The sequence below is a fragment of the Streptomyces durmitorensis genome, assembly GCF_023498005.1.
Lineage (GTDB): Bacteria > Actinomycetota > Actinomycetes > Streptomycetales > Streptomycetaceae > Streptomyces > Streptomyces durmitorensis.
In genome coordinates this window covers 8,003,218-8,028,186 of the sequence record NZ_CP097289.1, presented here as the reverse complement: position 1 = coordinate 8,028,186, position 24,969 = coordinate 8,003,218, and the positions used below count along the sequence as shown (strand labels likewise).

Genomic DNA, 24,969 nt, shown 5'->3' with positions numbered 1-24,969 from the left:
TCCCCGCCCCGCCGTAGCCGCCCGCTCGTTCGAGATCAAGAGCGACCGGAAGAGGTCAAGGTCACAGCCCTGCACTCCACCGAGCTCCGAGTGTTCCGCCCTAGCATCATGCCCATGACGGTCCTGCCTGACGACGGGCTTTCCCTGGCCGCCGAGTTCCCTGATGCGACCCATGAGCAGTGGCAACGCCTCGTAGAAGGCGTGCTGCGCAAATCGGGTAAGGACGTATCGGGGTCGGCCGCGGAGGAAGCGCTGTCCACCGCACTCGAGGACGGGCTCAGCACCCGCCCCCTGTACACCGCCCGCGAAGCCGCGCCCGACGCCGGCTACCCGGGCTTCACCCCCTTTGTCAGGGGCGGCACCGCCGCAGGCAGTGCCGCGGCCGGCTGGGACGTACGGCAGCGGCACGCGACCGCGGATCCCGCGGGCACGAACGAGACCGTGCTCGCGGACCTGGAGAACGGCGTCACCTCGCTGTGGCTCGGCGTCGGCCCCGGCGCGCTCCCGGTGTCCGGCATCGAGCGCGCCCTCGACGGCGTCTTCCTCGACCTGGCGCCCCTCGCCCTGGACGCGGGCAGCGAAGTCGGCCCCGCGGCACGCGAGTTGTTCCGTCTCTACGAGGAGCGGGGCATCCCGAAGGACACCGTGCGCGGCACCCTGGGCGCGGACCCCCTCGGCCACGAGGCCCGCACCGGCGAGCGGCTCGACCCGGCCGCCGCCCTCGAACTGGCGCGGAGGTGCGGCGAGGAATACCCGCACCTCCGCGCCTTGAACGTCGACGCCCTGCCGTACCACGAGGCGGGCGGCTCGGCCGGGCAGGAGCTCGGCGCCTCGCTCGCCACGGCGGTCGCCTACCTGCGCGAGCTGACCGAGGCCGGGCTCACGGTCGAAGCGGCCTGCGCCCAGCTGGAGTTCCGGTACGCGGCCACCGCCGACCAGTTCCTGACCATCGCCAAGCTGCGGGCCGCGCGGCGGCTCTGGGCGCGCGTGGCCGAGGTCTGCGGCGCCCCGGACGCGGGTGCGCAGCGCCAGCACGCCGTGACCTCGCCCGTGATGATGTCGCGCCGCGATCCGTGGGTGAACATGCTGCGGACGACGGTGGCCTGCCTCGGCGCGGGCGTCGGCGGCGCCGACTCCGTGACCGTCCTGCCCTTCGACCACTCGCTCGGCCTGCCGGACGCGTTCGCGCGCCGCATCGCCCGCAACACCTCGACGATCCTCCTGGAGGAGTCGCACCTCGCCCGCGTGATCGACCCGGCGGGCGGCTCCTGGTACGTGGAGCGGCTCACCGACGAACTCGCCCACGCGGGCTGGGAGTTCTTCCAGGAGATCGAGCGCGCGGGCGGCCAGGCCGCGGCCCTGCGCTCCGGCCTGATCGGTGAGCGCCTCGCCGCCACCTGGGCCAAGCGCAGCGAGAAGTTGGCCAAGCGGCGTGAACCGATCACCGGCGTCAGCGAGTTCCCGAACCTGACGGAGCGTCCGGTCGAGCGCGTGGCCCCGCCCGCCCCCGAGGCGTCGGGCGGCCTGCCGCGCGTCCGCCGCGACGAGGCGTACGAGATCCTGCGCTCCCGCTCGGACGCCCACCTCGCATCGGCGGGGGCCCGGCCCCGGGTGTTCCTCGCCGCGATCGGCCCCGCCGCGGCGCACACCGCGCGGGCCTCCTTCGCCGCGAACCTCTTCCAGGCGGGCGGCATCGAAGCCGTCCACGACCCGGTGTCGGTGGACGCGACGACGGCCGCCGACGCGTTCAAGGCGAGCGGTGCCACGGTGGCGTGCCTCTGCTCCAGCGACGCGCTCTACGAGGAGCAGGCCGAAGCGGTCGCCGAAGCTCTCAAGTCGGCAGGCGCGCAGCGGGTGTTCCTCGCGGGACGGCCCGCCGAGTATGAAGCCGTCGACGCGTACGTCTTCGCGGGCTGCGACGCCGTGTCCGTGCTCTCCTCCACCCTCGACCACATGGGAGTGGCGTAATGGCGATCCCCGACTTCTCCGGCGTCGGCCTGACGCCGGACGCCTCCCCCGAGGTCTCCAAGGAGCAGGTCTCCAAGGACCAGTGGCGCAGCGCCGTCAAGGAGACCACCGGCAAGGCGGACGACGACCTCCTGTGGGAGACCCCGGAGGGCATCGCGGTCAAGCCGCTGTACACCGGCGCCGACCTCGAAGGCCTCGACTTCCTTCAGACGTATCCGGGTGTGGCGCCGTACCTGCGCGGCCCCTACCCCACGATGTACGTCAACCAGCCCTGGACGATCCGCCAGTACGCGGGGTTCTCCACCGCCGAGGAGTCCAACGCCTTCTACCGCCGCAACCTCGCGGCAGGTCAGAAGGGCCTCTCGGTCGCCTTCGACCTGCCGACCCACCGCGGCTACGACAGCGACCACCCGCGCGTGACGGGTGACGTCGGCATGGCGGGCGTGGCGATCGACTCGATCTACGACATGCGTCAGCTCTTCGACGGCATCCCGCTGGACAAGATGACGGTGTCGATGACGATGAACGGCGCGGTGCTCCCCGTGCTCGCCCTCTACATCGTGGCCGCCGAGGAACAGGGCGTGGCGCCCGAGAAGCTGGCCGGGACCATCCAGAACGACATCCTCAAAGAGTTCATGGTCCGCAACACCTACATCTATCCGCCCAAGCCCTCGATGCGGATCATCTCCGACATCTTCGCGTACACCTCGCAGAAGATGCCGCGCTACAACTCCATCTCGATCTCCGGCTACCACATCCAAGAGGCGGGCGCGACAGCCGACTTGGAGCTGGCGTACACCCTCGCCGACGGCGTGGAGTATCTGCGGGCCGGCCAGGAAGCGGGCCTGGACGTCGACGCGTTCGCGCCGCGGCTCTCCTTCTTCTGGGCCATCGGCATGAACTTCTTCATGGAGGTCGCCAAGCTCCGCGCGGCGCGCCTACTTTGGGCGAAGCTGGTCAAGCAGTTCGACCCGAAGAACGCCAAGTCGCTCTCGCTGCGCACCCATTCGCAGACCTCGGGCTGGTCGCTCACCGCGCAGGACGTGTTCAACAACGTCACGCGTACGTGCGTCGAGGCGATGGCGGCGACCCAGGGCCACACCCAGTCGCTGCACACGAACGCCCTGGACGAGGCGCTCGCCCTGCCCACCGACTTCTCCGCGCGCATCGCCCGCAACACCCAGCTGCTCATCCAGCAGGAGTCGGGCACGACGCGCACGATCGACCCGTGGGGCGGCAGCGCGTACGTCGAGAAGCTGACGCACGACCTGGCGCGCCGTGCCTGGCAGCACATCGAGGAGGTCGAGGCGGCGGGCGGCATGGCGCAGGCCATCGACGCGGGCATCCCGAAGCTGCGCGTCGAGGAGGCCGCGGCCCGTACGCAGGCGCGGATCGACTCGGGGCGCCAGCCCGTCATCGGCGTCAACAAGTACCGCGTGGAGACCGACGAGCAGATCGACGTGCGCGCGGTCGACAACTCCTCCGTGCGCAACCAGCAGATCGCCAAGCTGAAGCGCCTGCGCGAGGAGCGCGACGAGGCGGCCTGCCAGGACGCGCTGCGGGCCCTGACGGCGGCGGCCGGGCGGGACCCCGGTCCCGGTCTGGAGGGCAATCTTCTCGCCCTCGCGGTCGACGCGGCGCGCGCGAAGGCGACCGTGGGCGAGATCTCCGACGCACTGGAGGCCTCGTACGGGCGGCACGCGGGCCAGATCCGTACGATCTCCGGTGTGTACCGCACCGAAGCAGGCTCGTCGCCGTCCGTGGAACGCACCCGCACGCTCGTCGAGAACTTCGAGGAGGCCGAGGGGCGCCGTCCGCGCATCCTGGTCGCCAAGATGGGCCAGGACGGCCACGACCGCGGCCAGAAGGTCATCGCCACCGCCTTCGCCGACCTCGGCTTCGACGTGGACGTCGGCCCGCTCTTCCAGACGCCCGCGGAGGTCGCGCGCCAGGCGGTCGAGGCGGACGTGCACATCGTCGGCGTCTCGTCGCTCGCGGCGGGACACCTCACGCTCGTACCGGCGCTGCGTGCGGAGCTCGCCGCCGAGGGCCGCGAGGACATCATGATCGTGGTGGGCGGCGTGATCCCGCCGCAGGACGTGCCGACCTTGCTGGAGATGGGCGCCGCGGCCGTCTTCCCGCCCGGCACGGTGATCCCGGACGCCGCGTACGACCTGGTGAAGCGGCTGGCGGCCGACCTCGGCCACGAGCTGTGAGCATGGCGGCACCGCGGATCGACATCGACGCGTACGTCAAGGGCGTGCTCGACGGGAAGCGGGCGCAGATCGCGCGCGCGATCACGCTCGTCGAGTCGACCCGGCCCCAACACCGGGCTCTCGCACAGGAGTTGCTGACCCAGCTGCTTCCGCACAGCGGGCGGGCGCGGCGGATCGGCATCAGCGGGGTGCCCGGCGTGGGCAAGTCGACGTTCATCGACGCGCTCGGCACGATGCTGACCGGGCTCGGGCACCGGGTCGCCGTCCTCGCCGTCGACCCGTCGTCGACCCGTACGGGCGGCTCGATCCTCGGCGACAAGACGAGGATGGAGCGCCTCGCGGTGGACCCGTCCGCGTTCGTGCGTCCATCGCCGACCGCCGGGACGCTCGGCGGTGTCGCGAAGGCGACGCGCGAGTCGATCGTGGTGATGGAGGCGGCGGGCTACGACGTCGTGCTCGTGGAGACGGTGGGCGTGGGCCAGTCGGAGACGGCGGTCGCGAACATGGTCGACTCGTTCCTGCTGCTGAGCCTGGCCCGCACCGGCGACCAGCTCCAGGGCATCAAGAAGGGCGTACTCGAACTGGCCGACGTCCTCGCCATCAACAAGGCGGACGGCCCGCACGAACGCGACGCGCGCTCTGCGGCTCGTGAACTCGCGGGCGCCCTGCGCCTCATGCACCCGGCGGACGCCGCGTGGACCCCGCCGGTGCTCAGCTGCAGCGCACGGGAGTCCAGCGGCCTCGACGAGGTCTGGGACCGCCTGGAGCAGCACCGCACGCTCCTGGACTCCACGGGCCGCCTGGCCGCCAAGCGGCGCGACCAGCAGGTCGACTGGACGTGGACGATGGTGCGGGACGAGCTGCTCGACCGGCTGCGGGGGAACGGGGCCGTGCGGGAGCTGGCCCCTGGCCTTGAGCAGCGGGTACGGGAGGGCACGTTGACGGCCACTTTGGCGGCCGAGCGGATTCTGGAGGCGTTTCAGGGTCGGGGGGATGGGGATTCCGGGGCCGGCTAGGGCGGCAAACCCCCTACGAAAGTAGTGGGTTGCTCCACACCTTCGTCTGTACCGGACGTCTCCCGCGGTTCCTACGCTCCTGTGCATGATCCGAATCCGCACACGGCGCAGCGCCGTCACCGCCCTGTTGGCCGTCTCCCTCCTCACCCCGACCGTCGCGGCCTGCGCCGAGGCCGAGGCGTCGTCGCCGGCTGGGCAGGCTTCCCCGTCGGCACCATCGGCACCGTCGGTTCCGTCGACGACCTCGGAAGCCGCGCTCTCCCTTCCCCGTCCTTCCGGTCCCTACGGGATCGGAAGGGACACCCTCCACCTCGTGGACGAGAAGCGCGGTGACCCGTGGGTGCCGTCAGCGGGGCACCGAGAGCTGATGGTGTCCGTCTTCTATCCGGCCCGGCCCGGTGACGGCGACACCGACCGAGACGGTGGCCGTGCTCCGTACCTGGCGGCCGAGGAGGCGGAACTGCTCCTGAAGGGGCTGAAGCTGGACCAGAGGATCGACGCCGGTCAGCTGACCTCCGTCCGGACGAACGCCCGCACCGCCGCCCGTCCCGCCGGGGGCAAGCACCCTCTCGTCGTCCTCTCCCCGGGGTTCACGCTGCACCGCGCCACCCTCAGCACACTCGCGGAGGAGCTGGCCTCCCACGGTTATGTCGTCGCTGTCGTCGACCACGCGTACGAGTCCTACGGAACAGCGTTCCCGGGCAAGGGCAAGAAGGACTCCTCGCGCATGCGCACCTGCATCGCGTGCGAGAAGGTCGAGCACGCGCCGGGCGGGGACGCCGGGGAGAAGAGGATGCTGGCCAAGGCCGCACGGACCCGTGCAGCGGACATCTCGTACGTCGTCGACGCGTTGACCGGCCGATCCCGCCCGGCCGGCGGGCGGCACCCCGACTACGCGGCGCTCGTCGACACCCGGCGCATCGGGGCCGCGGGCCACTCGCTCGGCGGGAACGCGGCGGCCGTGGCCACCGGGACGGACCGCCGGATCCGCGCCGCCGCCAACCTGGACGGCTCGTTCTTCGCCCCGGTCCCGGCCGCGGGCACCAGCCGCCCCGTCCTCATGCTCGGCACCCGCAAGGATCACAACCCCCTTGCCGATGACGTCACCTGGCCTCGCCAGTGGCGCGGCCTGCACGGCTGGAAGCGCTGGCTCACCGTCGCGGACTCCGGGCACCTCACCTTCACCGACATGCCCGTACTCGGCGCCCAGCTCGACATGACCGACCCGTCGGCGCCCCTCTCCGGCGAACGCTCGGGACAGATCACCACCGCCTACGTCACGGCCTTCTTCGACAAGCATCTCGACGACCGGCACCGCCCCTTGCTGAACGGCCCCTCACCGGCCAACCCGGAGGTCGCCTTCCACTCGCCCTGACAAAGCCGGACGGCCCCCGCCGCCGCTCGCCGGGCCCACGACGTAGATTCGATCTGTGCGGGCACAGTCCTCGTGTGCCCGCCGAGCGAACCGACCGCCTTCGAAGGAGCCATTCGCCCCATGCCCACCGCCGACTCCGACGAAGCTCCCGTTCTCCTGCGTGTCCAAGGCCGCGCGGGGCACATCACGCTCAACCGCCCCCGTGCCATCAACGCCCTCAATCACGAGATGGTCCGCCTGATGGACGGCGCCCTGACCGGCTGGGAGCAGGACGACGCCGTCGCCACCGTGGTCCTCACCGGCGCCGGTTCCCGCGGGCTCTGTGCCGGGGGTGACATCCGTTCCATCCACGACGACATCCGGGCGGGCGGCGGCGCCGCGTCCCTGGCCTTCTGGCGTGACGAGTACCGGCTCAACGCCCGCATCGCCCGCTTCCCGAAGCCGTACGTCGCCGTCATGGACGGCATCGTGATGGGCGGCGGAGTCGGCGTCTCGGCGCACGGCAGCGTGCGGATCGTCACCGAGCGCTCCCGGATCGCCATGCCGGAGACCGGGATCGGCTTCGTGCCGGACGTCGGCGGTACGTATCTGCTGACGCGGACGCCCGGCGAGCTGGGCACCCACCTCGCGCTGACCGGCTCGGCGGTGGGCGCGGGCGACGCGCTGCTGTGCGGCCTCGCCGATCACTACGTGCCCTCGGAGCGGCTGGAGGAGTTCACCGCGGCGCTGGCCGACACCGAGGTGAGCGAGGCGGTCGCGCGGTACGCCGCCGCCCCGCCCGAGGGCGAACTCGCCGCCCACCGCGAGTGGATCGACTCCAGTTACGCGGCCGACTCCGTGGAGGAGATCGTCGACCGGCTGTACAACTCCGGTGACCAGGCCGCGAAGGAGACGGCCGAGACCATCCTCGGCAAGTCGCCGACCTCCCTGAAGGTCACTCTCGCCGCCCTGCGCCGGGCCCGCGCCCTCGCCTCGCTCGAGCAGGTGCTCGACCAGGAGTACCGCGTCTCGGCCACCGCGATCACCGCGCCGGACATGGTGGAGGGCATCCGCGCCCAGGTCGTCGACAAGGACCGCAGTCCGCGCTGGTCCCCCGCCGGGCTCTCGCAGGTGACCGAGGCGGAGGTGGCCCGTCACTTCGCGCCGCGCGACGGCGACGAGCTCGGCCTCGCCCCCGAGGCGGCCCCGCGATGCCCCTGATCCTGACGCCCCGCCTCGTCCTGCGGCGCTGGCGCGAGTCGGACATCGCCCCGATGACCGCCATCAACTCGGATCCCGATGTGATGCGGTGGATCGGCGACGGCTCCGTCCACGACGAGGAGCAGACCCGGTCCACCATGGCGAGGTGGGAGCACGGGTGGGAGACCGAGGGCTTCGGGCTCTTCGCGGTGGAGGTCCGCGCCACCGGTGAACTCGCCGGATTCACCGGTCTGTCCGTGCCGCACTACCTCCCCGAGGTGCTGCCCGCGGTGGAGATCGGCTGGCGGCTCGGGCGCTCCTTCTGGGGGCGGGGCCTTGCCACAGAGGCGGCACGGGCCGCCCTCGACTTCGGCTTCGCCGACCGCGGTCTGGAGCGGGTCGTCAGCATCGCCCAGGTGGGCAACGACGCGTCGGAACGGATCATGAACAAGCTCGGCATGCGCGTCGAGCGAGCCACCCTCGACCCCTACTGCGGCCGCGCCATCCGCGTCCACGCCCTGAACGCTCCCGCTACGGTGGATCGATCTCCGTGACGACGGCGAGCAGTTGGAACGGCAGCTCCTTGTCCCACTGGGAGACGCCGAGAGCGATCCACCGTCCGTCGACCCGCCACAGGTGGAGGTCCGGCACCGAGGAGCTCAGCGAACCCCACGGCTCTGGTATGTCCTCGCCCGCCCCTTCCTTGCTTTCGCTGTCACTGTCGCCTTCGTCGTCGCCGTCGCTCAGCGTTCTCTCGAAGAGGCTCGCCAGGCTGAACATCTGGGGCGCTCCCCAGCGCTCGGCCAGCAGGACCGTCAGGCCGTCGCGCTCCGCCTCGTACTGATCGGCGGTCGCCTCCCACTGGGTGCCGTCGTCCTCCCAGAAGTCGCCACTCGTCAGTAACTCGGCGATGTGATACCCCGGACCGCCGGTGCCGCACGGCGACCTGCCGTGCTCCGCGGGGAACTCCCGTGAGCGCAGCAGGTCGATCGCGGCGAGATGCTGTGCGGTACTCATGACACCCAGTAAAGCGGCCGCCACTGACAACTGGCCCGCCGTCAGGCCCTCGGCGTCACCATCCGGACACACGCCCCGCGCGGCACCCCGCACGGCACCCCGCGCGGCGCCTCACGCATCGCGCCTGCGCACCGCCCACCAGCCCGCGATCAGCGCCGCGGCGGCCCACGCCGCCGAGACGGCAAGTCCCGCCCAGGGGCCGAGAGTTCCCGACGGGTTCTCGTGGAGCACCTGCTGGCCCGCCTTGTCCGGCAGGAACTGCGCGACGCCGCTCGCGACATCCCCGACCACGAAGGACACGATGAGCGTGAACGGGATGAGAATGCTCAGGACGGCGACCCCGCTGCGCAGCACCATGGTGAGCCCCGCGGCGAGCAGCGCCATGAGCGCGAGGTAGATGCCCCCGCCGACGCATGCCCGCAGGGCGCCGTCATGGCCGAGCCCGATGGCGTACTCCCCCATGAAGGCCTGCCCGGCCAGGAAGCCCGCGAAGCTGGTGAGGAGCCCCACGCCCAGGGCCAGGGCGCCCACCACGGCGACCTTGGACCCGTAGAAGAGCCCTCTGCGCGGCACCGCGCAGAGCGAGATCCGCAGGGCGCCGTTCAGGTACTCGGACGACATCGCCGTCGTACCGAAGGCGATGGCGGCGATCTGGCCGAAGTTGAGTGCGTAGAAGGCGCCGAAGAGGGGCTCGAAGTCGGCGTTGTCCGCCTCCGCCGTGCCGACCGCGGCGAACGCGAGCACGGTGATGGCGACGGTGGCCACGAAGACGGCGATCAGCGAACCCAGGCTGGCGCGCACCGACTTGATCTTGATCCACTCCGAGCGGAGCACGGCGGTCGTCGACATGGTCAGGCCTCCTGGCGGGACGTCGGGGTGGCGGCGGCGAACTCGGTGTCGTCGGCCGTGAGGGCGAGGTAGGCCTGCTCCAAGGAGGCCTGCTCGTCGGAGAGTTCGAGGAGGGGGATGCCGTGACCGGCCGCGATGGACCCGATCTCCCCCGCCTTCGCGCCGTCCACCGTCCAGCGGCCGTCGTCCCCCGCGGCCATCGCGTACCCCTTGTCCGTCAGGAGGCCGCGCAGCCGGTCGATCGAAGGGGTGCGCAGCCTGACCCGCGGGCTGCTGTGCGCCGCGATGAAGTCCGGCATCGAGGTGTCCGCGAGCAGCTTGCCCCGGCCCAGGACCACCAGATGGTCGGCGAACGTGGCCGTCTCGTTCATGAGGTGGCTGGACACGAGGACCGTCCGGCCCTCACGGGCGAGGCGCCGCATCAGTTCGCGGATCCAGATGATTCCTTCGGGGTCGAGTCCGTTGGAGGGCTCGTCCAGCATGACGACGCGCGGGTCGCCGAGCAGCGCCGCGGCGATGCCCAGGCGCTGGCGCATGCCGAGGGAGAACGTCTTGATCCGGCGCCCTGCCACGGTGGCGAGTCCGGCCTCTTCGAGGACCTCGTCCACGCGCCGCACGGCGATGCGGTTGCTGACGGCGAGGGCGAGGAGGTGGTGGCGGGCGGTACGCGATCCGTGCGCGGCCTGGGCGTCGAGCAGGGCTCCCACGTGGCGCAGGGGTTCGTCGATGGCCGCATAGGAGCGGCCGCCCACCGTCGCGGTGCCCGAGGTGGGCCGGTCGAGGCCGAGCACGAGGCGCATGGTGGTGGACTTGCCGGCGCCGTTGGGGCCGAGGAACCCGGTGACCTTTCCCGGGCGGACGGTGAAGGTCAGTCCGTCCACCGCGCGGGTGGTGCCGTACTCCTTGGTGAGGTCTTGGACGTCGATGCTGGTCATGGCTTCAGCGTCGCGGTGGAGGGTGTGCCGGGTCTTCCCCCGCCCGGGGAGGCGCTCTCCCCCGCACGGGGGAACCGTGCGGCCGGGCGCGGCTGGCACGATGACGGGATGCCCCGCTTCCTCAGGCCGCTCACGCAGGCGGTGACCTACACGCGCTGGCTGCATCTGCTGATCGGCTCGGCCATCGCCTTGATCGCCGCGTTCATCTCGCCGGGTCTCAGCAGTCCCTCGGCCGGGGACTGGGTCCTGATCGCGCTCCAGCCGATCCCGCTCGTGGCGGCGGCCGCTCTGCTGCTGCCGTCGCTGCGTCGGGCGGAGGGACTCCAGGCGCGGCTGATGCTGTTCGCGGGGCAGCACGCGCGCGTGCCGGGCGGTGAAGAGGATCCCGGCGTCTCCGTGGCTCCCTCGGCCTCGTGGCGCGACCGGGGCAGGACCGCGTTGTGGGCCGTGCTGCGCCTGGAGGCCGGTTGCGCGGCGATGCTCGTCACGGTGCAGCTCCTGGGGATCGCACTGGCCCTGCTGGGATCGACGTCCGAGCCGGGCGACGCCTCCGGACTGTTCGTTCCGCTGCCGGACCAGAACCCGCTGAACGCGCTGTTCGTGCCCGTCCCGCTGGCGGTGCTCCTGGCGGTGATGGTGGTCGCGGGCCGCCTGATGGCCTCGGCCGCCCGGCAGTTGCTCGGCCCCTCCCCCAAGGAGCGCCTCGCCGCCCTGGAGGAGCGCACCGAGCAGCTCCTCGAACGCAACCGCATCGCGCGGGAACTGCACGACTCCATCGGGCACGCGCTGACCGTCGCGGTCGTCCAGGCGGGCGCCGCGCGGGCCGCCGCGGACCCGGAGTTCACCGACCGCGCGCTGGATGCCATCGAGGAGACCGGCCGGGCCGCCCTCGAAGACCTGGAGCGTGTCCTGCGCGTGCTCCGTGAGGACGAGCGGCCCGCGAGCCGGCGGCCCACGCTCGCCGACGCCGACCGCCTCCTGGAGTCCGCGCGCGCGTCGGGCGCGAAGGTCGACACCGAGGTGACGGGCCCCCTGGAGAGCGTCCCGGGACCGGTGTCCCGCGAGGGCTACCGCATGCTCCAGGAGTCGCTCACCAATGTGCTGCGCCACTCCGGTCCTGTCCCGGTGCGGGTGCGGATAGCCGTCGGCGACGGCGTGCTCGGCATGGAGGTGCTCAACACGCTGCCCGGGGGGAGAGCTCCGACCGGCCGGGGCGGCAGCGGGCTTCGCGGCATCCGGGAACGGGCCACGCTGCTTGGCGGCCGGGCCACCACGGGCCCCCGTGAGGGCGAATGGCAGGTGCACGTCGAGCTGCCCCTGGGGTGATCTAGGCTGACCGGATGCCGGTCACTGTCCTGCTCGTCGACGACGAACCCCTCGTACGCGCCGGTCTGCGCGCCGTCCTGGAGGCGCAGCCCGACATCGAGGTGGTCGGCGAGGCGGCCGACGGCGCCGCGGTGATTCCGCTCGTGCGCCGACTGCGGCCGGATGTGGTCGCCATGGACGTGCGGATGCCGCTCCTCGACGGCATCGAGGCCACGCGCGCGGTCCTGCGCACGGTGCAGGACCCGCCGAAGATCCTCGTGGTGACGACCTTCGAGAACGACGAGTACGTGTACGAGGCGCTGCGCGCGGGTGCCGACGGTTTCCTGCTCAAGCGCGCCCGTCCCGCGGAGATCGTGAACGCCGTCCGTCTGGTCGCCGAGGGAGAGTCGCTGCTGTTCCCCGCCGCGGTGCGGCAGCTGGCGGGCGAGTACGGGCAGCGCCCCGGAAACGCGCAGGCCAGGGCCGCCCTGGAGCGGGCGGCGCTCACCGAGCGCGAGGCGGACGTACTGCGTCTGATGACGCGCGGCCTGTCGAACGCGGAGATCGCCGCGGAGCTGATCGTCGGCGCCGAGACCGTCAAGTCCCACGTGAGTTCCGTGCTCGCGAAACTGGGGGCCCGGGACCGGACGCAGGCGGTCATCGCCGCGTACGAATCCGGTTTCGTCGCGCCCGGGTGAGCACTCCTGATCGGCACTCTGCGTCACAGGTGGGCCCGGCACTCGCAGCGGTCGGCCCCGGCGAGTACGATCCGCCCATCATGCGCACGAGCTGGGAGGACGGACGTTGGGGCGGCTGACCGGCGGGGATCCCTCTCTGCTGCGGCGGATCAACTCCGCGGTGGTGCTGCACGCGCTGCGTGGGGCGGACTTCGCGACACTCACAGAGGTCACCCGGGTGACCGGGCTCTCCCGGCCCACTGTCGAAGGCGTGGTCGAGGGGCTCATCGATGCCGGGCTCGTGGTGGAGACCGCCGCCGAGGAAGGCGCGGCCAGACGCCAGGGACGGCCCGCCCGGAGGTTCCGCTTCCGGGCCGAGGCGGGGCATCTGCTCGGCCTGGAGATCGGCCCGCACCGGGTGGCCGCGGTCCTTTCCGACCTGGACGGCCGGGTGCTCGGCACGACGGCCAAGGACGTGGACGAGACGGCCCCTGCGGACGAACGCATCGAGCGCCTGCGCACCGCGGTCGCCGATCTGCTGCGCCGTGGCGGGATCGCCCGCAGCTCACTGCGCGCGGTGGGCGTCGGCAGCCCCGGCATCGTGGAGGCGGACGGCACGGTCCGGCTCGGCACGGCGCTGCCCGAGTGGACGGGACTCCCGCTGGGCGAGCGCCTTCGCCGGTCCTTCAAGTGCCCGGTCCTGGTGGAGAACGACGCGAACACGGCGGCCGTGGCCGAGCACTGGAAGGGCGCCGCGACCGAGGTGGACGACATGGTGTTCGTCCTCGCGGGCCTCAGCCCGGGGGCCGGGGCGCTGATCGGCGGGCGACTGCACCGCGGGTACGGCGGCGCCGCCGGTGAGATCGGTGCCCTGCATCTGCTGGGCCGTGACGTGACCCCGGAGACGCTCCTTTCGACCACGGACGAGCCGCTGCACCCGCTCGACGAGCAGGCGGTGGCGGAGGTGTTCGCCCACGCGCGCGAGGGCGACGAGCGGGCGCGGCAGGCCGTCGAGCGGTTCATCCAGCGCCTGGTGCACGACGTGGCGGCGCTGGTGCTCGCCCTGGACCCCGAACTGGTCGTCGTGGGCGGCTGGGCGGCCGGTCTGGACGGCGTACTGGAGCCGCTGCGCCGGGAGTTGGCCCGCTACTGCCTGCGGCCGCCCCGGGTGGCCCTTTCGGTGCTCGGCGAGGCCGCCGTCGCGACGGGCGCGCTGCGTCTTGCCCTCGACCATGTCGAGGAGCAGCTGTTCGCGGTCGAGGGGACGGTCACGGCGCGGCGCTGAGGCGCCGCGCCGACGCCGAGGTCAGGAGGCCCGGCGCTCCGGGCCGTGGTGGATCTCGACGCCGCCCGCGTCACCGAACGTGAGGCGGCAGGTGTCGGCGCGGTACGTCGCCACGGACACCGCGGCGGTGCGTCCCTCGGCGAGGAAGCGGGTCGTCACGACGAGGACCGGGGCTCCGGGGAGACGGTCGAGCGCCTTGGCGTCGTCCGCGCGGGCGGAGCCGAGCTCGACGGCGCGGTCCTGTCCTTCGAGGCCGAGCCGGTGCAGTTCGCGCAGCACGCCACGCGCGCGTGACGGTCCGGACGGGGCGTCGATGGCGGAGAGCTCCGGGACGGACGACGTCGACACGTACAGCAGCTCGGCGGCCACGGGCTGGCCGTGCGAGACGCGCGTACGACGCACCACGTGCACCTGCTCGTCGGGGCCGGTCTCCAGCATGCGGGCCACCTCGGCGGGCGGGACCGCCGGTGCGCAGTCAGCGGGCTGCCAGGCGTCGCCGACCTCGCCCGGCCACGTGCCTTGTGCGGATCCGACGGCCACACCCATCCGCGGCGGGGCGACGGTCGTGCCGACCCCGCGGCGGCGATGCAGCCTGCCTTCCAGCTCCAGCTGCTCCAGTGCCTGGCGGAGCGTGGCGCGGGCCACGCCGAACCGGGCCGCGAGATCACGCTCGTTGGGCAGGATCTCGCCGACGGCGAACTCTGAGTCGAGTGCCTCGCTGAGCACGGTCTTGAGGTGCCAGTACTTCGGCTCCGGTGCCGTTTCCAGCTGCGTGGTCCCCACCCTGTCCTCCGCAATCGCCGTGTGCCGGCGGCTTTTTAGCGCCCTTGTTTATTAAAGGTTCCTGCACTATCTCTGCGACGATAGAGCGGCACCCACCCTTGGTCAAGACCAATCCTCGATCCGTTACAGCGCGCACAGGGACGATGCCACAGAGCATTCACGCGGTGTTGATGTCGGGTCGCGCGCGCGTAGCGAACAAGACAAAACCCCCGCTCTGCGTGAACGGGGGTGACGGGGGGCCTGCCACCTGTTGTCCGGGAGGCTGCCGGGGAGCCCTCTAGGAGGAGAACCCGACCAGCTTGTCCGGGTTGCGGATGATGTAGACGCTCGCGATCTGCCCGTCGACGACGTCCAGTTGGAAGACGGAGTCCGGTTTGCCGTCCACCAGGAGAAGCACGGAGTCCGCGCCGTTGAGCTCCAGGAACCGGACCTCCAGTTCCGCCCCCTCCCGCAGGCCCGAGCGGGCCACGCCGTCGAGGAAGCGGCCCACCTTGTCGGCCGTCTCGATGACGCGCAGCGGCGCCTTGGCCTTTCCGCCGCTGTCGCCGACCAGGCGTACGTCCGGCGCGAGCAGGGACATCAGCCCTTCCAGGTCGCCGTCGGCCGCCGCGGCGAGGAACCGCTCGGTCAGGTTCCGGCGTTCGTCCGGATCCACCTCATAGCGCGGCCTTCCCTCGTCGACGTGCTTGCGGGCCCGCGCGGCGAGCTGCCGCACGGCCGGCTCGCCGCGGTCCAGCGTGAGGGCGATCTCGGAGAACGGGAACCCGAAGGCCTCCCGCAGCACGAACACCGCGCGCTCCAGGGGCGAGAGGGACTCCAGGACGACCAGGACGGCGATGGACACGGAATCGGCGAGCACGGCCTGCTCGGCGGTGTCCGGGACGGTCGGTCCGTAGTCGGTGACGAGTGGTTCGGGCAGCCAGGGGCCCACGTAGTGCTCGCGCCGCGCCTGCACGTGGCGCAGCCGGTCGATGGCGAGCCGGGTGGTGACGCGCACCAAGTAGGCACGCGGTTCGCGTACTTGTGCCTGGTCGGCCGCCGACCAGCGCAGCCAGGCGTCCTGCACGACGTCCTCCGCGTCGACCACCCTGCCGAGCATGCGGTAGGCCACGCCCATCAGGACGGGCCGGTGCTCTTCGAAGACGTCGATAGCGGTGTCGGTTGCTGCCACCTCTCCATCCCAGCCGACGGGCCACCGGCTGTCCAGGCAATACAGGTGCGGCGCGCCCCACATCCGCCCGGCGACCGTTGCCCCCCCTCTTGAACTGGGGGCTACTGAGCGGTAATTGTTGCTGACAAGGTGTCTAAGGTATCTGAGGACCGTCGCCAGGCGGCGGGGACTGGAGCAGCAATGGCCGCAGAGGTGTCCTTCAGCGTCGATTCCCCCGGCGGCCCGCGGACGCTGTCCGTCGCCTACGAACGCGCGGGCGAGGGCGAGCCGCTGCTCCTGCTGCACGGCATCGGCCACCACCGCCAGGCGTGGGACCCGGTGTTCGGCATTCTGGCCGCCGAGTACGACGTGATCGCCGTGGACCTGCCGGGCTTCGGGGAGTCCCCCGCGCTCCCCGAAGGGCTGCCCTACGACATAGCGACCGTGGTGTCCGTGCTCGGCGCGCAGTGCGAGGCGCTGGAGATCGAGCGCCCGCACGTGGCGGGCAACTCACTGGGCGGCCTGCTCGCCCTGGAGCTCGGCCGCGAGAAGCTCGTGCGCTCCGTCACCGCGCTGTCCCCCGCCGGTTTCTGGACGCCCGGGGAGCGGCGGTACGCGTTCAACACCCTGCTCGCGATGCGGCACGGGGCGCGGCTGCTTCCGCTGCCGCTGATCGAGCGGCTCTCGCGGACGGTGGCCGGGCGGGCGGCGCTCACCAGCTCCATCTACGCCCACCCGGGGCGCCGTTCACCCGAGGCCGTCGTCGCCGAGACGCTCGCGCTGCGCGACGCCGAGGGGTTCGAGCAGACCCTCGCCGCCGGGCGCGACGTGCTCTTCAGCGACGACGTGCCCGGACTCGCGGTCACCGTCGCGTGGGGCACGCGCGACCGGATCCTGCTGCGCCGCCAGGGCGTCCGCGCCAAGCACGCCGTGCCCGACGCCCGCCTGGTGCGCCTTCCCGGCTGCGGGCACGTCCCGATGAACGACGATCCGGCGCTCGTCTCGCGCGTCGTCCTCGACACGTGCCGCCGCGTGCCGTCGGCGTAGCACCCCGGAGCCCAGGGCCACCCCGGCACCGACGAGCGCACTGCCCACGGCCTGCGGGACCCCGTAGGTGCCGGTGCCGACCAAGGGCGCGGTGAAGGCCGCCGCGACGGGGATCAGACCGGAGAAGAGGGTGGCCCGCTCGGCGCCGATGTGCTGGATGCCCGAGTACCAGCAGACGAAACCGATGACGGTGACGATCGCCGCCTGCCACAGCAGGGCCGCCGCCTCGGTGGTGTCGGGCACCCGCAGCCACTGGCCGCCGTCGACCACGACGCCGATGACGGCGGACTCGGCGGCGGCGATCCCGCACACCGTGGCAGAGAGCAGCTTCGGGCCGAGCGGCCGCAGCACGGGGACGGCCAGCACCGCGAAGCCGACCTCACCCGCGAGCGCGCCCACGGAGAAGAGGATGCCGAGCGCGTCCGTACGGCCCCACCCCTGCACGGTGAAGGCACCCGCGGCCACGATCAACGCCCCGTACATGACGACCCGTTGCGGCTGCCGCCCCTCAAGGAGCGGCACGATGACCGCCACGACGACCGGGGCGCAGCCTACGAAGACGCCCGGTACGGCAGGTTCCGCCGTGCGTTCGGCGGCCAGGATCGCCAGGTTGAAGCCGACCATGCCGACAGCGGCGAGGACCGAAAGACGCCCCCACTGGCGCCGCGTCAGACGGCGGAGCGGCGCCGCGGAGCCCCGCCCGAGCAGCGGCAGGAGCAACAGGCAGGCCAGGCCGTAGCGCAGGAACTGGCCGCCCGCGTACGGATAGTCGCCCAGGAGGCTGTTGGCTGTGAAGGAGCCGCCTACGAGGAGGCAGGCGAGGGCCGCGAGCAGGGACCCGCGTGTGAGGTTCGCGTTCATGTCCCTGACGCTAGGAAGAGAAGCGGACCGGTTTAAGGTCCACTTCCGGGGCTGGCTCGGGGACCACTTCGGGGAACCACTTCCTCCCTTCTCTCCTCTGGAGGCGCATCCGGTGACATCGAGATCGGTCAAGGCCGGGACAGCCGCCTGGGAGCTGCTGCTCCCCGCCGCTTCCGCGCCCGCCCGCAGCCGTGGCCGCAGCCTCCGGTCGGCGCTGCGCGACGCGGTCAGGTCGGGGCGGCTCGCACCGGGCACGCGGCTGCCCTCCAGCCGTGAGCTCGCCGCCGATCTGGGGGTGTCACGGGGGCTCGTCACCGAGGCGTACGAGCAGTTGACGGCCGAGGGCTATCTGCGCAGCGACCGCGGCGCGGGGACCTGGGTGGGCGGCGCCGCGCGCACGGCCGCGCGAGGCGCACGCGATCTGGCGCCACGTCCCGTCCACGCGCGCGTGGACTTCATCGCGGGCACCCCCGACCTCTCCCTGTTCCCGCGCGCCGCGTGGGCCGCCGCTCACCGCGGCGTCCTGGCCGAACTGCCCCACGACGCTCTCGGCTACCCGGATCCACGCGGGCTTCCCCGGCTGCGTACGGCCCTGGCCGAACTGCTCGTACGCCGCCGTGGCGTGGTCGCGGACCCCGAGTCGATCGTCGTCTGCTCCGGAGTGGCGCAGGCCATGGCGCTGGTCGGATTCGTGCTCCACGCGCGCGGGGTGCGCGCCGTGGGCGTCGAGGACCCCGGAAGCCCCCAGCACGGCGAGCTGTTCGCATCGGCGGACGTCGCCACGGTGCCGGTCCCCGTCGACGACGAGGGCGTCGTCACCGGCGTACTGAAGGAGCGGGGTCTGCGCGCGGTCGTCACCACGCCCGCCCATCAGTTCCCCCTGGGCATCGGCTACTCGGCACGGCGGCGCACCGAACTCCTCGACTGGGCGCGCTCCGTGGACGGCCTCGTCGTCGAGGACGACTACGACGGGGACTTCCGCTACGACCGCGCCCCGGTGGGCGCGCTGCAAGGACTCGACCCCGGGCACGTCGCGTACACGGGCTCGGTCAGCAAGTCGCTCGCTCCGGGGCTGCGCCTCGGCTGGCTGCTCGTGCCGGAGTCGATGACCGACGAGGTCGTCGCGCGCAAGCGCATGATGGACCTGGGCAATCCCGCGCTCGACCAGGCGCTGCTCGCCCGCTTCGTCGAACGCGGGGACTACGACCGCCAGTTGCGCCGCTGCCAGCGCGCCTACCGGGAGCGCAGGGACGTGCTCGTCGCGGCGCTCGACGAGCACTTTCCCGGCACACAGGTGACCGGCATCGCCGCCGGTCTGCACGTCATCGCCCGGCTGCCCGGACGCCGGGGGCCGCAGGAGGCCTTCCTGCGGCGGGCGTCGGCAGCCGGGGTCGCGGTACGGCCGCTGAGTGATTACGCCGACGACCAGGGCTCGCTGGACGACTCCGGAGTGGGACACGGCCCGGCGGCCGGCTCCGGAGTGAGCCTTGTCCTCGGCTACGCCCATCTGACGCCCGCCAGGATCGCCGAGGGAGTGCGGCTGCTCGCCGATGCTGCCCGGACGGACTGATCAGGAGTTGGACCACGCGCGCGTGCAGAGCACCAGGCGGTAGCCGTCCGGGTCCTCGACGGTGACGCCCCACTCGTTCCAGTACGGGTTGGGCGACGGGACGCGTGTGCCGCCGTGCGCCTCGAGGCGGGCCACCAGCGCGTCCGGGACGGGCTCGTCGAGGTAGATCACGAGCAGGTCCTCCTCCGTGGGGCGGGGCAGGACCGGCTTGTCCGCATCGTGCACGAGTTCGAGGTGCCAGGAGGCGTCGGGCCATCCGGCCATGAGCAGGTCGTGCTCGCCGGGAGCGGCGCCGCCCTCCGAGCGCCATACGACGTCCAGACCGAGGCCCGTCACCCAGAACCGCTCGGCCGCCGCGAGGTCGCGGGACGGGCGGGCGATGCGGATGTGGCTCTGACCGTTGACCGGCATGGGGCTCCCCCTTCGCACGCGGCGCGCTCGGGCGCGCACCGCTGACGCCGAGCCTAGACAGCGAACGATCTTCGGGCATCGGCCGTCCGGCCCCGGTCGCGCGCCCGGGTACCTACGACCGGGGACCTCCGACCGGAGATGTAGCCGACACCTCGGGCGATGATGCGGACAACGATGTGGGCGACATAGCGTTCGCACACCGGTTCCCTTGCCCCCATGGGCAGTTGTTCACTTGTGGTTTGTGTGTGCGCCGCCGCGCACCACTAGTTGTGGCCCTGCACACTGGTCCGACCTGTCACTGGAGGCGCATTCATGTCCCACCCTCAGCCGAGCCCGTCCCCTCGCCGCCGCAGTGTGCTGCGCGGCTCGCTCGCCGTTCCGGCGGCGCTGGCCGTGCCGTCCCTGGCCGGGGCCGCTCCCGCGTTCGCCCTGTCGGGACGTCCGCGCGCCGAGTGGGGTGTGCAGGCCGGTGACGTGACCGCGCACGCGGGCCTGGTGTGGGTGCGTTCCGACCGTCCGGCCCGCATGACCGTGGAGACGTCCGCCACCGAGTCGTTCCGCAACCCCACCCGCTGGAAGGGCCCGGTGCTCGGCCCGGACACCGACTTCACGGGGACGACACGGCTGCGCGGGCTGCCCGCGGGCGAGCAGATCCACTACCGCGTGATCCTGGCCGACCCCGACGACCCCAGACGCACCGGAGAGCCGGTCACCGGCACGTTCCGTACGACTCCGAAGGGGCGCAAGGAAGGGGTGCGCTTCCTGTGGTCGGGCGACATCGCGGGCCAGGGGTGGGGCATCAACCCGGACCGCGGCGGCTGGCGCGTCTTCGAGGAGATGCGCCGCAGGGACCCGGACTTCTTCCTGTGCAGCGGCGACAACATCTACGCCGACGGGCCCATCCTGCCCAGCGTCACCCTGCCCGACGGCAGGGTGTGGCGGAACGTGACCACGGAGGAGAAGTCCAAGGTCGCCGAGTCGCTCACGGAGTTCCGCGGCGCCTTCCGCTACAACCTGCTCGACGAGAACCTGCGGCGTTTCAACGCGCAGGTGCCCTCCATCGTCCAGTGGGACGACCACGAGGTGAGGAACAACTGGTATCCGGGGCAGATCCTGACCGACGCCCGCTACACGGAGAAGAACGTGGACGTCCTCGCCGGGCGCTCCCTGCGGGCGTTCAGCGAGTACTACCCGATCTCGACGCTCCCGCCGGGCGACGAGGACGGCCGTGTGTACCGCGTGCTGCGGCACGGACCGCTCCTCGACGTGTTCGTCCTGGACATGCGCTCCTACCGCAACGCCAACTCGCCGGGCCGGCAGCCCGACGACGCCACCGGCATCCTGGGCGCCCGGCAACTGCGGTGGCTCAAGCGCGAGCTGTCGCGCTCGCGCGCCACCTGGAAGGTCATCGCATCCGACATGCCCCTCGGCCTCGTCGTGCCGGACGGCTCAGCCAACTTCGAGGCCGTCGCGCAGGGCGACCCGGGTGCGCCGCTGGGCCGCGAGCTGCAGATCGCCGAGCTGCTGCGGCACATCAAGCACCGCAAGGTCACCGGAACGGTGTGGCTGACCGCCGACGTGCACTACACGTCGGCGCAGCACTACGACCCCTCGCGCGCGGCGTTCAAGGACTTCGCGCCGTTCTGGGAGTTCGTCTCCGGTCCACTCGCGGCGGGCGGTTTCCCGGCGCTCAAGCTCGACGGGACGTTCGGCGCCGAGCAGAAGTTCGTCAAGGCTCCGGACCGTGCCAACACCTCACCGGCCGAGACCCCGCAGTACTTCGGCGAGATCGACATCGACGGCGACAGCGGCGAGCTGACCGTGCGGCTGCGGCAGGAGGGCGGCGGAGTGCTGTTCACCAAGGTGCTGCAGCCGGGCCGGGTGGGACAGCAGTGATTTCGCCCCCGAACGCACACCAAGGGGTCACGCCCGCACACCAAGCGCGAGCAAAGAGGAATTAAACGGGCAGAAGGCCTCTTAACTCGTCAGTCACAGAACGTTCGTGATCACGCAACACCCTTCCTCCACAGTGGCTGTATGAGTGCTGACATGTCTGATGTGACGCGAACCAAACATGGCCGTCCCGTTCACCACTGGCGGCGGGATCTGGTGGAGCTCGCCGCCCTGTTCACGGCCGTGGCCGTGGCGGACGCGGTGGCGAACATGATCGGGCACGGCCCCGAAGGACCCGCCCTTCTCGTGATCTCGGCCGTGGTGCTGTGCGCCACGGTCGGGTTCCACACATGGTGGGCACGCCGCCACAACCACGCACCCCCGACGGCGGACGATACCGGCGCCCGGCCGGACACCGCCGGGCAGCGGACCGGGCCCCCGACGGCCATGGAGCGGGCCGGGGCCCTCGCCACGGAGTCGTCCGCAGGGGCGACGACGCTGTGGCGGATGCGCACCACGGTGCGGGACGAGCCGGGCTCGCTCGCCGCCCTGTGCACGGCGCTGGCCCACGGCAAGGTCGACATCCTGAGCCTCCAGGCGCACCCGCTGGCCGAAGGCACCGTCGACGAGTTCCTGCTGCGGGCCCCCGCCGATCTGCCCGCGGCCGAGATCACCCGGGGCGTCGCGCACGCGGGCGGCTCGGGCACCTGGATCGAGCGTGCGGACGCCCACGACCTGGTGGACGCCCCCACCCGCATCCTCGGCCTGGCCACCCGCACCGCCCTGGACGCCGCCGAACTGCCGCTCGCGCTGCGCCAGCTGCTGGGCCGCTGCACCATCCGCTCGCTGCCCGCGAAGGCCCAGGGCACCGCGTCCGGGCCGCGGGCCGACAAGCCCGCGGACGGCGCGCCCGTCGAGGGCGGTCTCGAAGGTGAGGGGACGGTGCTGCGGCTGCACGCCCCGGACGGCGAAGTGATCACCGTGGAGCGGCCCTACCTGCCGTTCACGCCCACCGAGTTCGCCCGCGCGCGTGCCCTGGTCGAGCTCGACACCCGGCTCGGCCCGCGCATCCCGCGCAGTCAGGACGTACTGACCCTCGCCGAGGGCAGCTCCATCACCGTGCGCCGGGCCGACACCGCCGACGTCGACGCGGCCAAGGCCATGCACGAGCGCTGCTCGCAGCGCACGCTCGGCATGCGGTACCACGGCCCCGTGCGGGACGCCGACCGCTACCTCAACCACCTGCTCAGCCCGCGGTTCGGCCGCACCCTGGCGGTGCAGACCGCGTCCGGGCGCATCGTCGGCATCGGCCATCTGCTGTGGGACGGCGACGAGACCGAGATCGCGCTGCTCGTCGAGGACGACTGGCAGCGCCGCGGCATCGGCAGCGAGCTGCTCGGCCGTCTGGTGACGCTGGCGGTCGAGGCGGGCTGCGAGAGCGTGTACGCGGTGACGCAGGCGTCCAACACGGGCATGGTCGCGGCGATGCGCGGCCTCGGCCTTCCCCTCGACTACCAGATCGAGGAAGGCACGCTGGTCATCACCGCTCGCCTCGAAGCCACGCCGGTCAACTCGCGACTGCCGTACGACCAGCCGCAGGGGCGGTCGGAGCAGCGCTGACCCGAGGAGCCGCGGCCGGCACGTCGCTGCGGGACGGCCGCGGGCCGAGGGCACGGTCGAGGTCCTGCCACAGGTCGTCGACGTCCTCGAGCCCGGCCGACAGGCGCAGCAGGCTGTCGCTCACGCCCGAGGAGCGCCGGTCCGCCGCGTCCACGACCCGGTGGCTGATGGACGCCGGATGCTGGATGAGCGTGTCGACGCTGCCGAGGCTGACCGCCGGGGTGATCAACCGCACCCCGGCGGTCACCGCGTGCGGGTCGCCGTGGACCTCGAAGGCGACCATGGCGCCGCCGAGCCGCGGATAGTGCACGCGGCGCACGCGCGGGTCTGTGGCAAGGCGGCGGGCCAGCTCCGCCGCGTTCGCGGATGCGGCACGCACCCGCACCGGCAGCGTGGAGAGGCCGCGAAGGAGCAGATACCCGGCGAGCGGATGGAGCACCCCGCCGGTGGCGAACCGGACCTGCCGCAGCCGGCGCGCGAACTCCTCGTCGCACGCGACCACACCACCGAGTACGTCGCCGTGGCCGCCCAGGTACTTGGTCGCGCTGTGCAGCACGAGCCGCGCCCCGCTCTCGGCGGGCCGCTGCAGGACGGGCGTCGCGAAGGTGTTGTCGGCGAGCAGCGGCACCGTGCCGCAGTCCTTGGCCACCGCACGCAGATCGAGTTCGGCCAGGGTCGGATTGGCGGGCGACTCGACGAGCACCAGGCCCGTGTCGGGGCGGATGGCGTCGGCGATGCCCGCGGGGTCGACCCAGGTCACCTCGGAACCCAGGAGTCCCGCCGTCAGCAGGTGGTCGCTGCACCCGTACAGCGGGCGGACCGCGACGACATGGCGCAGGCCCGCCGCTCCCCGTGCGAGAAGGACCGCGGTCAGCGCCGCCATGCCGCTCGCGAACGCGACCGCGCTCTGCGTGCCTTCGAGCCGGGCCAGGGCGGTCTCGAAGCGGGCGACGGTCGGGTTCGCGAGGCGGGCGTAGACGGGCGGCCCGTCGTCCAGGGCGCCGTCGGCGGCGAAGGCGTCGATGCGCGCCGCCTCGCCGCGGGTGTCGTACGACGGGTAGGTGGTGGACAGGTCGATCGGCGCGGCGTGCAGGCCGAGCCCGGCGAGGTCGTCGCGTCCGGCGTGCACGGCCTCGGTCGCGAGGGCGCGCGGCCCCGGCGGTGCTGACGCCTGTGCGGCCATGTGGCCGGATCCGGTACGGGATGCGGTGTTCGGGTCCATGCCGTACAGCCTGAACAAAGGCCGGTGCCTGGTAGTTGAACCCCGTGCTACGTTCGGCGAGTGGCCGAATCTGTCGTACTTGACCCGGTGGATCTCCGCATACTGCGGCTGCTGCAGAACGATGCCCGGATCACCTACCGCGATCTCGCGGCCCAGGTCGGCGTCGCCCCGTCGACCTGTCTGGACCGGATCTCCCGGCTGCGCCGCTCCGGTGTGATCCTCGGGCACCAGCTGCGGCTCGACCCGACGAAGCTCGGTCGCGGCCTTGAGGCGCTGCTCTCGGTGCAGGTGCGACCGCACCGACGGGAGCTTGTCGGGCCGTTCGTGGAGCGGATCAGGGCGCTGCCCGAGTCCCGGTCGGTGTTTCATCTCGCGGGGCCCGACGACTATCTGGTGCATGTGGCGGTGGCCGACACGGCAGACCTCCAGCGGCTCGTCCTCGACGAGTTCACGTCGCGGCGCGAAGTGGCCCGCGTGGAGACACGGTTGATCTTCCAGCAGTGGGAGTGCGGGCCGCTCCTGCCGCCGGGCGCCGGGGCCGATGACCAAGGGCAGGCCCCCGGCCCATCCTGATGACGCGGACGGGTCCC

At 72.3% G+C, this 24,969-nt stretch carries 21 protein-coding genes and 1 pseudogene; 14 read left to right on the top strand and 8 right to left on the bottom strand.

Translation table 11 applies throughout. The features are described from left to right. Positions 1–114 precede the first annotated feature (114 nt). The 6 genes from mutA (at position 115) to M4V62_RS35925 (ending at position 8,308) form a co-directional block, all read left to right on the top strand. Positions 115–1,968, top strand: a complete 1,854-nt coding sequence (gene mutA / locus M4V62_RS35950; protein ID WP_249591354.1) for a methylmalonyl-CoA mutase small subunit — start codon at positions 115–117, stop codon at positions 1,966–1,968. Further along, positions 1,968–4,184 carry a methylmalonyl-CoA mutase gene (gene scpA / locus M4V62_RS35945; protein WP_249591353.1) on the top strand — a complete coding sequence of 739 codons (2,217 nt, stop codon included), beginning with the start codon at positions 1,968–1,970 and terminating at the stop codon, positions 4,182–4,184. Before mutA ends, scpA begins: the two co-directional genes overlap by 1 nt. A gap of 2 nt (positions 4,185–4,186) precedes the next feature. Next, positions 4,187–5,200 carry a methylmalonyl Co-A mutase-associated GTPase MeaB gene (meaB, locus tag M4V62_RS35940; RefSeq protein WP_249591352.1) on the top strand — a complete coding sequence of 338 codons (1,014 nt, stop codon included), beginning with the start codon at positions 4,187–4,189 and terminating at the stop codon, positions 5,198–5,200. 85 nt (positions 5,201–5,285) lie between these two features. Next, positions 5,286–6,575 (top strand): alpha/beta hydrolase family protein, encoded by a 1,290-nt coding sequence (locus tag M4V62_RS35935; protein WP_249591351.1) that lies wholly within the window; start codon positions 5,286–5,288, stop codon positions 6,573–6,575. Positions 6,576–6,695: 120 nt separating this feature from the next. Then, entirely contained in the window at positions 6,696–7,775 is a 1,080-nt protein-coding gene (locus M4V62_RS35930) for an enoyl-CoA hydratase/isomerase family protein (protein ID WP_249591350.1), read from the top strand. Then, on the top strand, positions 7,766–8,308 hold the full coding sequence (locus tag M4V62_RS35925; protein WP_249591349.1) for a GNAT family N-acetyltransferase: 543 nt from the start codon (positions 7,766–7,768) through the stop codon (positions 8,306–8,308). Before M4V62_RS35930 ends, M4V62_RS35925 begins: the two co-directional genes overlap by 10 nt. Here M4V62_RS35925 and M4V62_RS35920 read toward each other — a convergent pair. The 3 genes from M4V62_RS35920 to M4V62_RS35910 form a co-directional block, all read right to left on the bottom strand. After that, positions 8,286–8,771: a hypothetical protein gene (locus M4V62_RS35920; protein ID WP_249591348.1), complete on the bottom strand. Its 486-nt coding sequence runs from the start codon at positions 8,769–8,771 to the stop codon at positions 8,286–8,288. The genes M4V62_RS35925 and M4V62_RS35920 overlap by 23 nt on opposite strands. Positions 8,772–8,882: 111 nt before the next feature. Continuing rightward, positions 8,883–9,620, bottom strand: coding sequence for an ABC transporter permease (locus M4V62_RS35915; protein ID WP_249591347.1), 738 nt, complete (start codon positions 9,618–9,620; stop codon positions 8,883–8,885). Positions 9,621–9,622: 2 nt separating this feature from the next. Then, a complete protein-coding gene (locus M4V62_RS35910; protein ID WP_249591346.1) occupies positions 9,623–10,555 on the bottom strand; it encodes an ATP-binding cassette domain-containing protein in 933 nt (310 codons plus the stop codon). 108 nt (positions 10,556–10,663) lie between these two features. Here M4V62_RS35910 and M4V62_RS35905 point away from each other — a divergent pair, with 108 nt between their 5' ends. The 3 genes from M4V62_RS35905 to M4V62_RS35895 all read left to right on the top strand — a co-directional run bounded on the left by M4V62_RS35905 (position 10,664) and on the right by M4V62_RS35895 (position 13,822). Then, the gene (locus M4V62_RS35905) at positions 10,664–11,881 is read left to right on the top strand and encodes a sensor histidine kinase (protein ID WP_249591345.1); all 1,218 of its coding nucleotides are present in this window, start codon (positions 10,664–10,666) and stop codon (positions 11,879–11,881) included. A 14-nt stretch (positions 11,882–11,895) separates the two neighbouring features. After that, positions 11,896–12,558 carry a response regulator transcription factor gene (locus M4V62_RS35900; RefSeq protein ID WP_249591344.1) on the top strand — a complete coding sequence of 221 codons (663 nt, stop codon included), beginning with the start codon at positions 11,896–11,898 and terminating at the stop codon, positions 12,556–12,558. A gap of 106 nt (positions 12,559–12,664) precedes the next feature. Continuing rightward, positions 12,665–13,822 (top strand): ROK family transcriptional regulator, encoded by a 1,158-nt coding sequence (locus M4V62_RS35895; RefSeq protein WP_249591343.1) that lies wholly within the window; start codon positions 12,665–12,667, stop codon positions 13,820–13,822. A 21-nt stretch (positions 13,823–13,843) separates the two neighbouring features. Here M4V62_RS35895 and M4V62_RS35890 read toward each other — a convergent pair whose 3' ends face one another. Together M4V62_RS35890 and sigJ are read right to left on the bottom strand one after the other, a co-directional pair. Further along, a complete protein-coding gene (locus M4V62_RS35890) occupies positions 13,844–14,605 on the bottom strand; it encodes a GntR family transcriptional regulator (protein ID WP_249591342.1) in 762 nt (253 codons plus the stop codon). Positions 14,606–14,882: 277 nt separating this feature from the next. After that, complete coding sequence (sigJ, locus tag M4V62_RS35885; RefSeq protein ID WP_283779127.1) at positions 14,883–15,776, bottom strand: RNA polymerase sigma factor SigJ; 894 nt, start codon at positions 15,774–15,776, stop codon at positions 14,883–14,885. A 180-nt stretch (positions 15,777–15,956) separates the two neighbouring features. Between sigJ and M4V62_RS35880 the strand changes: the two genes are divergently transcribed. Continuing rightward, complete coding sequence (locus tag M4V62_RS35880) at positions 15,957–16,802, top strand: alpha/beta fold hydrolase (RefSeq protein WP_249591341.1); 846 nt, start codon at positions 15,957–15,959, stop codon at positions 16,800–16,802. A 24-nt stretch (positions 16,803–16,826) separates the two neighbouring features. On the opposite strand, the pseudogene M4V62_RS35875 reads toward M4V62_RS35880, so the two are convergent. Further along, positions 16,827–17,663: pseudogene (locus M4V62_RS35875) on the bottom strand (DMT family transporter); the annotation flags it as partial. Between the two features lie 112 nt (positions 17,664–17,775). Here M4V62_RS35875 and pdxR point away from each other — a divergent pair. Beyond that, complete coding sequence (pdxR, locus tag M4V62_RS35870) at positions 17,776–19,233, top strand: MocR-like pyridoxine biosynthesis transcription factor PdxR (protein WP_249591340.1); 1,458 nt, start codon at positions 17,776–17,778, stop codon at positions 19,231–19,233. Here pdxR and M4V62_RS35865 read toward each other — a convergent pair whose 3' ends face one another. Further along, on the bottom strand, positions 19,234–19,644 hold the full coding sequence (locus M4V62_RS35865; protein WP_249591339.1) for a VOC family protein: 411 nt from the start codon (positions 19,642–19,644) through the stop codon (positions 19,234–19,236). A 312-nt stretch (positions 19,645–19,956) separates the two neighbouring features. Between M4V62_RS35865 and M4V62_RS35860 the strand changes: the two genes are divergently transcribed. Further along, positions 19,957–21,540, top strand: a complete 1,584-nt coding sequence (locus tag M4V62_RS35860) for an alkaline phosphatase D family protein (RefSeq protein ID WP_249591338.1) — start codon at positions 19,957–19,959, stop codon at positions 21,538–21,540. Between the two features lie 153 nt (positions 21,541–21,693). Beyond that, positions 21,694–23,157, top strand: coding sequence for a GNAT family N-acetyltransferase (locus M4V62_RS35855; protein ID WP_249591337.1), 1,464 nt, complete (start codon positions 21,694–21,696; stop codon positions 23,155–23,157). Here the strand turns inward: M4V62_RS35855 and M4V62_RS35850 are convergent. Beyond that, entirely contained in the window at positions 23,105–24,340 is a 1,236-nt protein-coding gene (locus M4V62_RS35850) for a trans-sulfuration enzyme family protein (RefSeq protein WP_249593153.1), read from the bottom strand. The two genes, M4V62_RS35855 and M4V62_RS35850, sit on opposite strands and share 53 nt — an antisense overlap. Positions 24,341–24,439: 99 nt before the next feature. On the opposite strand from M4V62_RS35850, the gene M4V62_RS35845 reads away from it, so the two are divergent. Further along, positions 24,440–24,952 carry an Lrp/AsnC family transcriptional regulator gene (locus M4V62_RS35845; protein ID WP_249591336.1) on the top strand — a complete coding sequence of 171 codons (513 nt, stop codon included), beginning with the start codon at positions 24,440–24,442 and terminating at the stop codon, positions 24,950–24,952. The last annotated feature ends 17 nt before the right edge of the window (positions 24,953–24,969 follow it).

Coding starts and splice junctions, on each gene's coding strand:
- scpA (WP_249591353.1), top strand. CDS start 1,968: ATGGCGATCCCCGACTTCTCCGGCGTCGGCCTGACGCCGGACGCCTCC.
- M4V62_RS35920 (WP_249591348.1), bottom strand. CDS start 8,771: ATGAGTACCGCACAGCATCTCGCCGCGATCGACCTGCTGCGCTCACGG.
- M4V62_RS35915 (WP_249591347.1), bottom strand. CDS start 9,620: ATGTCGACGACCGCCGTGCTCCGCTCGGAGTGGATCAAGATCAAGTCG.
- M4V62_RS35880 (WP_249591341.1), top strand. CDS start 15,957: ATGGCCGCAGAGGTGTCCTTCAGCGTCGATTCCCCCGGCGGCCCGCGG.
- M4V62_RS35925 (WP_249591349.1), top strand. CDS start 7,766: ATGCCCCTGATCCTGACGCCCCGCCTCGTCCTGCGGCGCTGGCGCGAG.
- M4V62_RS35910 (WP_249591346.1), bottom strand. CDS start 10,555: ATGACCAGCATCGACGTCCAAGACCTCACCAAGGAGTACGGCACCACC.
- meaB (WP_249591352.1), top strand. CDS start 4,187: ATGGCGGCACCGCGGATCGACATCGACGCGTACGTCAAGGGCGTGCTC.
- M4V62_RS35930 (WP_249591350.1), top strand. CDS start 6,696: ATGCCCACCGCCGACTCCGACGAAGCTCCCGTTCTCCTGCGTGTCCAA.
- mutA (WP_249591354.1), top strand. CDS start 115: ATGACGGTCCTGCCTGACGACGGGCTTTCCCTGGCCGCCGAGTTCCCT.
- M4V62_RS35905 (WP_249591345.1), top strand. CDS start 10,664: ATGCCCCGCTTCCTCAGGCCGCTCACGCAGGCGGTGACCTACACGCGC.
- M4V62_RS35865 (WP_249591339.1), bottom strand. CDS start 19,644: ATGCCGGTCAACGGTCAGAGCCACATCCGCATCGCCCGCCCGTCCCGC.
- M4V62_RS35855 (WP_249591337.1), top strand. CDS start 21,694: ATGTCTGATGTGACGCGAACCAAACATGGCCGTCCCGTTCACCACTGG.
- M4V62_RS35850 (WP_249593153.1), bottom strand. CDS start 24,340: ATGGCCGCACAGGCGTCAGCACCGCCGGGGCCGCGCGCCCTCGCGACC.
- M4V62_RS35900 (WP_249591344.1), top strand. CDS start 11,896: ATGCCGGTCACTGTCCTGCTCGTCGACGACGAACCCCTCGTACGCGCC.
- M4V62_RS35935 (WP_249591351.1), top strand. CDS start 5,286: ATGATCCGAATCCGCACACGGCGCAGCGCCGTCACCGCCCTGTTGGCC.
- M4V62_RS35860 (WP_249591338.1), top strand. CDS start 19,957: ATGTCCCACCCTCAGCCGAGCCCGTCCCCTCGCCGCCGCAGTGTGCTG.